At 60.8% G+C, this 9,894-nt stretch carries 13 protein-coding genes; 7 read left to right on the top strand and 6 right to left on the bottom strand.

Annotation, left to right across the window (positions count from 1 at the left end; genetic code table 11):
- The first annotated feature begins 192 nt into the window (after window positions 1-192).
- Window positions 193-947 (top strand): IS5 family transposase gene (locus CFR72_RS15380; protein ID WP_110570266.1). Its coding sequence is split into 2 segments (ribosomal slippage): window positions 193-532 and window positions 532-947, totalling 756 coding nucleotides; the frame shifts between segments, so codons are not numbered across the junction.
- Here CFR72_RS15380 and CFR72_RS15375 read toward each other — a convergent pair.
- Window positions 940-1,386: a hypothetical protein gene (locus tag CFR72_RS15375; RefSeq protein WP_014106795.1), complete on the bottom strand. Its 447-nt coding sequence runs from the start codon at window positions 1,384-1,386 to the stop codon at window positions 940-942. The genes CFR72_RS15380 and CFR72_RS15375 overlap by 8 nt on opposite strands.
- Before the next feature lie 63 nt (window positions 1,387-1,449).
- Complete coding sequence (locus tag CFR72_RS18180; protein ID WP_244182337.1) at window positions 1,450-2,082, bottom strand: BRO-N domain-containing protein; 633 nt, start codon at window positions 2,080-2,082, stop codon at window positions 1,450-1,452.
- 557 nt (window positions 2,083-2,639) lie between these two features.
- On the opposite strand from CFR72_RS18180, the gene CFR72_RS15365 reads away from it, so the two are divergent.
- The 5 genes from CFR72_RS15365 to CFR72_RS15345 all read left to right on the top strand — a co-directional run bounded on the left by CFR72_RS15365 (window position 2,640) and on the right by CFR72_RS15345 (window position 5,896).
- Window positions 2,640-3,161: a hypothetical protein gene (locus tag CFR72_RS15365; protein WP_244182336.1), complete on the top strand. Its 522-nt coding sequence runs from the start codon at window positions 2,640-2,642 to the stop codon at window positions 3,159-3,161.
- 66 nt (window positions 3,162-3,227) lie between these two features.
- Complete coding sequence (locus tag CFR72_RS15360; protein WP_014106792.1) at window positions 3,228-4,058, top strand: hypothetical protein; 831 nt, start codon at window positions 3,228-3,230, stop codon at window positions 4,056-4,058.
- Window positions 4,058-4,552, top strand: coding sequence for a hypothetical protein (locus CFR72_RS15355; protein ID WP_014106791.1), 495 nt, complete (start codon window positions 4,058-4,060; stop codon window positions 4,550-4,552). The genes CFR72_RS15360 and CFR72_RS15355 overlap by 1 nt, the downstream gene beginning before the upstream one ends.
- Before the next feature lie 110 nt (window positions 4,553-4,662).
- Window positions 4,663-5,475, top strand: a complete 813-nt coding sequence (locus CFR72_RS15350) for a hypothetical protein (RefSeq protein ID WP_014106790.1) — start codon at window positions 4,663-4,665, stop codon at window positions 5,473-5,475.
- Window positions 5,476-5,488: 13 nt separating this feature from the next.
- Complete coding sequence (locus CFR72_RS15345; RefSeq protein ID WP_014106789.1) at window positions 5,489-5,896, top strand: hypothetical protein; 408 nt, start codon at window positions 5,489-5,491, stop codon at window positions 5,894-5,896.
- 352 nt (window positions 5,897-6,248) lie between these two features.
- Here the strand turns inward: CFR72_RS15345 and CFR72_RS15340 are convergent, their stop codons facing one another.
- The 4 genes from CFR72_RS15340 to CFR72_RS15325 form a co-directional block, all read right to left on the bottom strand.
- Window positions 6,249-6,551, bottom strand: coding sequence for a hypothetical protein (locus CFR72_RS15340; protein ID WP_014106788.1), 303 nt, complete (start codon window positions 6,549-6,551; stop codon window positions 6,249-6,251).
- A 70-nt stretch (window positions 6,552-6,621) separates the two neighbouring features.
- Window positions 6,622-7,302: a hypothetical protein gene (locus tag CFR72_RS15335; RefSeq protein WP_023524158.1), complete on the bottom strand. Its 681-nt coding sequence runs from the start codon at window positions 7,300-7,302 to the stop codon at window positions 6,622-6,624.
- Window positions 7,303-7,824: 522 nt separating this feature from the next.
- Window positions 7,825-8,259 (bottom strand): cupin domain-containing protein, encoded by a 435-nt coding sequence (locus CFR72_RS15330; protein WP_014106786.1) that lies wholly within the window; start codon window positions 8,257-8,259, stop codon window positions 7,825-7,827.
- A 65-nt stretch (window positions 8,260-8,324) separates the two neighbouring features.
- Entirely contained in the window at window positions 8,325-9,344 is a 1,020-nt protein-coding gene (locus tag CFR72_RS15325; RefSeq protein ID WP_014106785.1) for a zinc-binding alcohol dehydrogenase family protein, read from the bottom strand.
- Window positions 9,345-9,444: 100 nt separating this feature from the next.
- Between CFR72_RS15325 and CFR72_RS15320 the strand changes: the two genes are divergently transcribed.
- Window positions 9,445-9,858: a winged helix-turn-helix transcriptional regulator gene (locus CFR72_RS15320; RefSeq protein WP_244182335.1), complete on the top strand. Its 414-nt coding sequence runs from the start codon at window positions 9,445-9,447 to the stop codon at window positions 9,856-9,858.
- The last annotated feature ends 36 nt before the right edge of the window (window positions 9,859-9,894 follow it).

Here is a 9,894-nt window from a genome sequence, read left to right as displayed (position 1 = left end):
TAATTCCAGCGTCTCTTCAACAGACGTACCGCCACTCATCATATCCTGAATCATGGTTACCCATAGATTCAGAACTCAACACAAAATGCAACTGTAGTGCTAGGGCGTGTCGTCATTTAGCATCTGGCGCTATGAGGCTTGTACTCCCGTTTGATCTGTGATGTTTTCTCTCTGTTTTCAGGGAGAGAATGAATGCGACGATATGGCCTGAGTGACAGCCAGTGGAAACGGATAAAAGATCTTCTCCCGGGTCGTGAAGGCCATGTCGGCGGAACGGCTGCCGATAACCGTCTGTTTGTGGAAGCGGTTCTGTATCGTTACCGTGCCGGCATTCCGTGGCGTGACCTGCCTGCCCGGTTCGGGGACTGGAAGAACGTTCACCGGCGACTGCGTCGCTGGTGCGAAGGCGGCGTGATCGAACGGATTTTCCGGCATCTGGCCGCCGATCGCGACAACGACTACATGATGATCGACAGCACGATTGTCCGGGCGCACCAGCACAGTGCGGGTGCCCGTAAACAAGGGGCACAGATCAGGCCATCGGGCGGTCCCGTGGTGGACTGACTTCGAAAATCCACGCCATTGTCGATGCCGCAGGAAAGGCGGTCGCCCTGTCCCTGACGCCCGGGCAGAGAGCGGACATCACGGAAGCAGCCCCCCTGCTGGATGAGGTCGATCCCAAAGCCTTTATCGCCGACAAGGCTTATGACGCCGATCCGCTTGTCGAAAAGATCGAAGAACGGCAGATTACACTGGTTATCCCTTCAAGGAAAAACCGACGCAATCCACGGAAAATCAGCTTCCAGCTCTACAAAAACAGAAACATCATTGAACGCTTCTTTGCCAGATTGAAGCAGTTCAGAGGCATTGCAACACGCTACGACAAGCCGAAGTCAACATTCCTCGCAGCAGTGCAACTCGTTTCCGCCATCATCGGAATTAACTGACGACACGCCCTAGGACTTTGCTCGCGATTTCCGCTATTTCAACAGCTACGGCCATCTGCTGGCTCATGTTGTTCTGCTGAATGGCTGACGCCGCGGCGGCCCCCGTCAGTGCATCAATCGATGTCGATCCCCCGGCAGCCAGACCGCCCGCTGCCCCGGCAGCAGAGGCGACCGTGTTGGTAATGATATTGGCCAGGGCTATCTCTGTATCCCGATCCTTCGTTTCGCTGACGGCCCACGCTACCGCGCTGGGCAGGATGGCAGAAGTCGCAATGCCTGCAGACGCCGTACCAATACCAGCCGCGGCCACATTGCCATGACCAAGTGCCGCCACGCCTGCATTGCCGGCCGCCTCCATCAGGATACGACCGTAATTGTCCTTCCAGTTGGTCTCGTCAAACCCTGCTACGCCCTTGCTGTGCAGCGCATCCGAAACCATTCCCCCGACCTGTCCCACGACCTGCGATCCGACCTACTGGACCTGCAACTCGTTCTATATCTGCTAGGCGCCGAAGGTGTTGGTCAGCGGATGGCTGGACGTGGAGGCCGCGTGGGAGAGGTCACCGCTGGCACTGCCGACTGCAATCTGCACGTTCGACCCGATCGCCGACGGCGCGAGCAAGCTGGCATCCTGATGGGTCGCGACCCCAGCAGCCCACCGGCATTGGCCGCCATGCCCGCACCGATCGCGGTGGCGAAGTGGCCGGTTAGCCCGCCTGTGCCGACCGACGCCGCTTTGAAGAACGGCGGAGCCGTATATTGCCCCGTCAATTTTACAACATATGCTCCAGACCGAGCCAATCAGGTTCATGGCGTGAGCCAGCCCTTCGACATCGTGACGGTCGAGGTTGCGAATAAACTCGCGAGGATCGACCTCCTCTATATACGGCTTCTGTCCCGGCATCACGAAGACCATATGGGGTCCCGGATGGGACAGGCGTGAAAGCAGTTCCTTCTCTTCACCAGTCATGGCAGGCTCATCGTGGTCTGAGCGCATCCCGCTCTTGCCGTAGCTTCCTGTCCGACGGATCTGAGGCAAAACTTCATGCGTGACCCATCTCCGGAAATCCTTTGCTTTTCGCTTCGTGGACTTGAACGTCAGATTGTAGATACCGCTTTCACTCACGATCAGCATGGTCTGCGGGCCACCTTCGGTCTAGATGAACGCTTTCGCTACTTCGTCTGCATCAAGATACCTGATCGCACTCCTCGCGCTTTCGTAATCAAGAGCGCGCGCCACGTCGTCAGCCACAAACCATGTGAACCCGTTGATGAAAACGGAGCGGACCAGCTTTCCGCCAAAAGCATAAGGTATGCCGTCGAGGACACTCTGAGGAGCCGCGTCCGTAAAATTCGCGTGGATCGTGTTGTCTGATTTGACGCACATGGCCGACTCCCCTGGGCGATGGCTGCAAGCATCATCTGGCCCCATCATGCGACCCACCATAACCAACTGCTCGGAAGGGGCAGGCCTTACAGGCCCACCCTTTGCCGCGTGTCCTTCTCTGGCGGCAAAGCCGCCCGCACCAACGGTGCAATGGTGTATGAGGCTCCTTAAATCAGAGGGAGCGACAAGGGAGCGATAAAGGAGCGATAAGGGAGCGGCAGGGGAGCGGAAAGGGAGCGCTGTAGTGGCGATGAAGCCGAAAATCCCCACATAACCGCTGAACGCTGGAAACAGGGATACTGACCGTGGCCAATATCGACGTCCAAAAGCGCCTACGCGAACACGCAATTGCCATGACCACCCAGGCAGCGACCCGTTCCGTCCTGCTCTGGCTAACCGAGCATCATGACGCCGTTGCCGCCATCAGACCGCATGGTGGCTCATGGAAGCCCGTCATCGCCGTGATGCGCGAGAGCGGCCTCGATATCTCCGCAGACCATTCCGGCCTCAGAAAGGTAAGGAAGCTCTGGGTACAGGTCAGGAACGCCCGAAAAGGACATGCTGAGGAACAGACCGCCTCGGTAGAAGTCGATCCCCCCGTCCACAACACCCATCCGAGCCGGCTGCCGCAGGACTGGAAGCCCGACCTTGTCGATGATGGCCAGAAAAACCTCCCCCCCCTCCCCGATGCATCAGCTGTACCCGCACAAAGAGTGTCCGCCGAAAAAAACGCGCAGGTCGCATCATTGCCCGCGACAGTGCCAGCATGCTCGGGCAGCGAGACAACCGGGGAGAAGAACTTTCCCATTGGTCGCGCCCGGGCCTAGGCCATCAAGCGGGATCTTCTTACGCGGCTGAAGCGGAAGGAGCCCGGTTTTCATCGGGAGTAAGGCATGGCATCCGCCACGATCACAGACGCCGCAGAACCAACGGAGCTGGTGACACGCCCAACCCTGCTCGTCGCAATCGGGCGCCAGCGGGTGGGAAAAACGACATTCCTCAAATCACTGGCCGAGATCACGGCCCAGCAGGGAGGCAGACCGGAGATCTGGAACACGGATTCCATGAACCGCTCGCATACGCTTTCATCGCTTGGTCCACAGGTTCTGGAAGCGGACAGCATGTCCCCGACCGGGCAGGCTGCCTGGCTGGAAGGGCAGATCGAGAAACTGGTTGAATCCCGCCATGATGCGATCCTCGACATCGGGGGAGGATGGACTGCGATGCACGAACTGATCCGCTCATCTCCCCTTGTCGCGGCGCTGGACGAGCTCGGGGTCTCGCTTGTGACGATCTTCATGATCGGTATGGAGAATGCGGACATCGACTATCTGCAGGACCTTCAGGAGCAACATGGTTTCCTGCCGCCCCGCACGGCTATTGTCATAAATGAAGGCCTGCTTCCCGTCGGTATCGATACACCTCAGGCGGTCAGCCAGATCCTCGAAAACGAAGCGGTTCTCAACGCTCTGGACCGCGGCGCCGCGCACGGTGTGTTCCCCGCGATCAACGGGCTGAAGAAAATCGCGGATCGTGGGCAGTCGTTCATGGATTTTGCTGCGAACAAGCCGGTTCCCGGACAGCCGAAAAGCTCGGTCTTCGACAGGCTACGGGTCAATCGCTGGCTCAAACGGGACGTACCCCTCTTCCTGCGCGACCTCGGAGCGGACTATCTGCCCCGGATGCCAAAGGGGCTGCCCGACGTGGTTATGGAGAATGTCTGATGGCGGCCCAGGGCGACATCGAGGCGGCAGACCGTGAATTCGCGGTCCGAATGGAGAACCTGCGCCGGGTCGCCGCCCAGTGGGTCGAGCGTCCGATCGCACCCGAAGTCGAAGTGCTTTCGGCGTTGGTCGCAGCGATAGACCAGATCGGCACCCTCTGCATTGAGGCCAGGCGCGCCTCCATCCGCGCCGCTGCCGAGAGCAGGCTGGTGGCGGAACAGCAGCGCGAAACCCTGGCGCAGGACACGATCGCCATCCACAGCCACCTCAGGGACGGCATTGAAGCGGTGCACACGCTGCGCACCATCAACGAAAAGCTGGTCGAAAAGAAACTCCTCGCGATCACCGCAGATATAACGAAAGGATTAAGGGGCGCCATCGAGAGCCAAGCCACGGCCATGACCAGACGGTACAACCTGCAGACGGCCTTTCGCATCCTGGGATACAGCTCCATCGTCCTTATAGCGGGATTTGCGCTCGGACGGATGCCCTGAGCGTGTCCATAACGGACACGCTCAGGTCCGGAACCGAAACGCCGTACGAAGTTCTGACACAAGTCGCATGATGCTGGTCGATCCTGTCCGCCTCGCAACAGGATGCCAAGGTGATCCGGCTCCCCTTTCCATGCTGCCGCACGGCGCAAGCGACCGTGGTCCTCGTAACGTGCGGCCTCGTCACTCCCCCCATCGGGCGGGCACAGACAGTAAACGTGCCGGGCGGGCTCCCGACACATGTCAACGCAACCTATCAGGAACCGGGGCTCGGTGGCTGGACCCCGGACACGACGGGCACAGCCCAGGCCACCAGCGGAAGCGGCGCCGTCACCCAGACAGCGACAGCAGGCACGTCCGACAGCGATGCGCTTGAGACCCTATACCAGCAGTCATGGGGCTATGCGGCAGCCCAGAACGCCGAGGCGCTGGGCGTCAATCCATCGGCGCTTGCCGCGACCTGCGTGGTGGAATCCGGCTGCCAGAACCTCTACACGGCCGGAAACGGCAGTACGATCACAGGCGCGTTCCAGATGAGCAACGGGACCTACAGCCAGACCCTTGAAGAGGCACTGGCAGCAGCCCCCTCGCTGGCCTCGTCCATCACCAGCGGCACGGCAGGCCAGCAGGACCCGGCAACGCAGGCAGTGGCTGCGGCGCAGTATCTCAAGGATGCGGCCACCCGTCTGCAGCACAGTGGCATCAGTAACCCGACAGCCCTTGATGCCCGCGCCTATTATAACTTTGGCCCGAACGCAGGTGCTGAAATCGCGACGGCCGACGACAGCAGCCTCATGTCGTCCTACATATCGAGCACGGCGATGTCGGGGAACAATATCAGTTCAACCACCACGGTCGGCCAATGGCGCGCGGCGGTCGCAGCAAAAATGGGCAGTGCTGCGTCCAGTTCGATCCTGACCGGCTGACAAGGAGTCCAGCATGAGGTTTTCCTGCCGGGCCGCGATCCTTGCGGCCCTCACCTGCAGCATCAGCCACCCGGCCTTCGCGCTGCACAGAACCCCGGTCCGTGCGCTCGACGGGTACAGATGCATGGCCCTTGATGCGCCGGAACGGGTCATGATGGATTTCAGGCATCCGATCCCGCTGCAGAGCGAACCACGGGACGGTGCCCCGAGCATTGCTCCTGCGCTGGCAGTACTCCCCATCGCCACGGACGCACCGCCTACGAACGGCTACGTCCGGAGCATGAATCTCGCATTGCGTCCCGGCTGGGTCTCGACAAGATGGCTGAAACCCTACGACGCGGTCCATCCCGGCATGACCTGCACGCCCTACATCATGAATGACGGCAAGCTTGGCTTCGTGTTCGGCAGGGCGACACAGTAGGTTTGTCATCTCCACTGTCCGGCATGCTGCATGACCGACATTGTTTTTCCCGGGAGCGGATCAGGGAAGGCCGCTGCCCGCCGGGAGGACCGCGAGGTGCCCGGGTCAAGCCTGAGGGCATGCCCCTGAGGTGGACCGGGTTGCCCGGAGCGCGGGGCACCGCCCTGCGCTCCGGGCGGCCCTGTTCACTGAAAGGGGCGTGTCCTCACCGCGCGAAGCGCGGCGCGCAGCGGGCTTGAGGCGGGCGCCTCGCGGCGACATGCTGGTTTCAGGGCATTTTTTTGCAAGCACGATAGCGACCCCGGACACCAGAAGCAGGAACCCGGTTTCCTGGCTCCTGCGGCATAGTCTCTCAAGGCGTCGGATCGTCAGGCCACCAGGGGTCGGGGGCGTCCGCGATCTCGCGCGCTTTCGCTTCGGCTGCGGCAATGGCTGCGACCCTTGCGGCCGTGGTCGCCTCCCGCCATGCGTCGATGCCGTGGTCGGCAATAAAGTCATGCGCGCCGTCATCTTCGGGATGCGGCATTTCCGGGCCGTGATAAAAAGGATTGCGATGCCAGACGTCCCGGTCCGTCAGGACCCATGCGTGGTGGGGCGCAGCACGCGAAAGCGCAAGGGCTTCGTCGCGGTCTGCCATGGATTCATATTCACTCATGCGGGTCGATCCTTGCGGAAAGGTACCTTGCCGTGGGTGGCCGGACCCGCCGTGGGTCCGGCCGGGTCGGTCAGAAGCCGAGGGCGTCCATCTCGGCAGCTGCGGCCCGCTGGTCGATGGTGCGGGCGTTGCTGGCCGTGTAGGGCTTCCACGGGGTGCCGATCATGTCCTCGTAGGCGGCAAGGGCCCCGCGGGCGGACGCGACCAGAGCGGCGGCCTTGATCCCCTGCTCGGCTGCGAAGCGGCGGGCGTTGGCCGCCCTGTTTTCCAGCCCGTCGACGCCCATCCGGTCCTCTTCGCGATACTCGTTGAACTGTGAGGACAGTTCGCGGGCCTGCGCGCGCTTGGCGTCGTAGAACTGGGCGGCCCCGAAGGCGGACGCGACAGCGGCGCCAGCCATGCGCTGGAGGTGCATTTCCAGCCCCTTGTCGTTCTGCTCGCCGTTCCATGTTGTCACGACCAGCACGGGCGATAGGCTGCGGGCAATGACGGTGAAAGCCTGCCGGGCCGTTTCCGCGAGGGCGTCGGCATCGAAGTCCTCAAGGCCGAAATGGGAAACGATCTTGGTGATCTGGTCGGGAACGGGGATCAGGGCTTCGGCGGCCTCGATGGTGATGACAGGCGCGCGCCGGGCCGCTTCCTCGAAACGGCGGGCGGCGGGGGCCTTCTGGCCCGCTTTTGCCTTGCTGGCGGCTTTCTTCTCTTGCACGGAAGCGAGGGCGGCGGTCATTGTGTTGGTAGCGTTGGACATGAAACTAGCCTTTCTGTCTGGCGTCAGCCCTGTCCGGTGTTGGAGCACCGGGCGGGGCGTCTGTGGCGGGAACCATTTCCCTCTCCACAAATAAAGAATAGTACAGACAGAATATAAATACAATAAAAAAGACAATATATTATCAGTAAACATTAGTTTACTATTGTTTTTATTCCCTTTATTTCCTTATGCCCATTTTATTAATCGCAGTATTATCAAGCATCTCATAAGTATTCATCCTGAAGAACCCCCGGGCGAGCGGTCGAACCGTTGCGCGAAAGCGTGGAGACCCCGCAGGGGGCTCCAGTGAGGTTAGCGGCGCAGCCGCTTAGCGAACCAGAGTGAGAGAACCCCGAAGGGGCCGCCCCTGATTTTCTTTTTTTCCTGCTGAACAGAGATGTTTCCCGAACCGGGCCTTTCAGGAAAGGGAACCGTCTCCAGACGCCCAGGACTTACGCCGCGTTTTGCGGGCATGCGCTGCAGGGACACAGATCCAGTTCATCTGTGACCCGCGACATGACTTCAGATACTCTTGATGAAGCCGGAAGGCGTGCCTTCGGCAGGATTGACGAACACCACGTCATCCGGTGCCCGGCGCGGTGTGTCGATGGCAAGAAAAATGACAGGATCACGCAGGATACGCGGCACCGCATGCACCGCACGCCGCGGAAAGACCAGCAGGTGCCCGGGGACAAACGGTGCTTCTTCAGCCGGATCATCAATCCAGAATGTCCCTTCTCCGGAAAGCACATGGAGGACTTCATCACACTGGGTATGATAATGCGGCGGCACGTCCCGATAGATCCGGAACACCCTGATGCTGGCTTCCGGCCTGTCGGTCAGATAGGTATCCAGCAGCATCGTATCCGCGGTTTTCGGGAACGCTGCCGCAATCCTGTTGAGATCGAACCGCCCACCGGTACGGTTCAGGGTCATCAGGTGCTTTTCATCAGTCATGAGGCCTGTTCTCCGCCCGTGTTCCACACCCTGTCTCGTCGAGCGCTTTCATGGTCTTCTCCATTTCAGCCAGGAAAACCTTCGAGCACGATCTTGCCCTTTGCCTGACCGCTCTCGATCAGGGCATGGGCCTGCCGCAGGTTCGCCGCCTTGATCAGGCCGAGGTTCCTGCCAAGCGTGGTGCGGATACGCCCGTCATCCACGAGGCGTGAGACTTCGTTGAGAATTTCGCCCTGCCTGCCCATGTCGGCTGTGCCGAACAGCGGGCGCGTGAACATCAGCTCCCAGTGCAGCGACAGGCTTTTCTTCTTCAGCGGCAGGGCGTCGAGCGCGGCCGGGTCATCAATCAGGCCGAAATGCCCCTGGGGCGCGATCAGCGCGACAATCTCTGGCATATGCCGATCCGTCTGCGTCGTGGAAAAGACGAAGGCGGGCGCACCGGTCGGAAGGGCGGCGACCTGCGCGGCAAGCGGCCTGCTGTGGTCCACCACATGATGGGCCCCGAGGGATGTCACCCAGTCGCGCGTTTCTGGCCGGGAGGCGGTGGCGATGACCGTGACATCGGTCAGGACCCAGGCCAGCTGGATGGCGATGGAGCTGACCCCGCCCGCACCCCCGATAATCAGCACGGCCGGCTTCACGCCGGGGACTGACCGACGGATATCCAGGCGATCGAACAGCATCTCCCAAGCGGTGATCGCTGTCAGCGGCAGGGCCGCCGCTTCAGCCCAGTTCAGGGAACGGGGCTTACGGCCGACAATCCGCTCGTCGACCAGGTGGAATTCAGCATCGGTTCCCGGGCGATCGAGCGCGCCTGCGTAGAAAACCTCATCCCCGATGGCGAAATCCGTGACTTCAGGCCCGGTGCCGGCAACGATCCCGGCGGCGTCCCAACCCAGAACCCGCCATTGACCCGCATCCGGCGTGGCGCTGCGACGGACTTTTGTATCGACCGGATTGACCGACACAGCCCTGATTTCCACTAGGAGATCCCGCCCTGAAGGGACCGGCTTCGGCAGATCGATGTCCTGGAGCGAAGCCGGATTGTCGATCGGGAGAGGCGTCTGGTAACCGACGGCGCGCATGGTGTCTGCTCCTGTGTTGATGAAGGAGAACAGTGAGCATTATGCTGGGTTCGGACAAGAACGCACTTTTAACGCCCATAGTATCGGAAATGATACCGTCATGACCCGTATCCGGCATAAATCACTTGATTGCAGTCCCGGCTGTGCCGTTGAAGCGACGCTTCAGCTGATCGACGGGAAATGGAAAGGAGTGATCCTCTACCACCTGCTCGAGGGAACCCTGCGCTTTAACGAAATCCGCAGGCGCCTGCCCAATATCACCCAGCGCATGCTGACGGCGCAGCTCCGCGAACTGGAACAGGACGGGTTTGTGCTGCGGACAGTCTACGCCGAGGTGCCCCCGAAGGTGGAATACAGCCTGACGCCGCGGGGACGGACCCTGGAGCCTGTCATCATGGCTCTCAAGAAATGGGGGGACGAGAATACCGGGTTCAGGCGGGATCCTGAATCCGGTTCTTCCGCACTTTTCGTGATGATGTTTTTGATTATGCGGGCTGGAGGACACGAGCCCTGAGGAGTTCGAAGCCTGCTCTTCCGAACATGGTTCGCT

This window comes from Gluconacetobacter entanii (assembly GCF_003206495.1).
GTDB classification, from domain to species: Bacteria; Pseudomonadota; Alphaproteobacteria; order Acetobacterales; family Acetobacteraceae; genus Novacetimonas; species Novacetimonas entanii.
This window is presented reverse-complemented; position numbering and strand designations above follow the sequence as displayed.

Excerpts from the sequence above, each read along its gene's own strand:
- CFR72_RS15375 (WP_014106795.1), bottom strand. The coding sequence starts at position 1,386 with ATGGTTTCGGATGCGCTGCACAGCAAGGGCGTAGCAGGGTTTGACGAG.
- CFR72_RS18180 (WP_244182337.1), bottom strand. The coding sequence starts at position 2,082 with ATGCTGATCGTGAGTGAAAGCGGTATCTACAATCTGACGTTCAAGTCC.
- CFR72_RS15360 (WP_014106792.1), top strand. The coding sequence starts at position 3,228 with ATGGCATCCGCCACGATCACAGACGCCGCAGAACCAACGGAGCTGGTG.
- CFR72_RS15355 (WP_014106791.1), top strand. The coding sequence starts at position 4,058 with ATGGCGGCCCAGGGCGACATCGAGGCGGCAGACCGTGAATTCGCGGTC.
- CFR72_RS15345 (WP_014106789.1), top strand. The coding sequence starts at position 5,489 with ATGAGGTTTTCCTGCCGGGCCGCGATCCTTGCGGCCCTCACCTGCAGC.
- CFR72_RS15340 (WP_014106788.1), bottom strand. The coding sequence starts at position 6,551 with ATGAGTGAATATGAATCCATGGCAGACCGCGACGAAGCCCTTGCGCTT.
- CFR72_RS15335 (WP_023524158.1), bottom strand. The coding sequence starts at position 7,302 with ATGTCCAACGCTACCAACACAATGACCGCCGCCCTCGCTTCCGTGCAA.
- CFR72_RS15330 (WP_014106786.1), bottom strand. The coding sequence starts at position 8,259 with ATGACTGATGAAAAGCACCTGATGACCCTGAACCGTACCGGTGGGCGG.
- CFR72_RS15325 (WP_014106785.1), bottom strand. The coding sequence starts at position 9,344 with ATGCGCGCCGTCGGTTACCAGACGCCTCTCCCGATCGACAATCCGGCT.
- CFR72_RS15320 (WP_244182335.1), top strand. The coding sequence starts at position 9,445 with ATGACCCGTATCCGGCATAAATCACTTGATTGCAGTCCCGGCTGTGCC.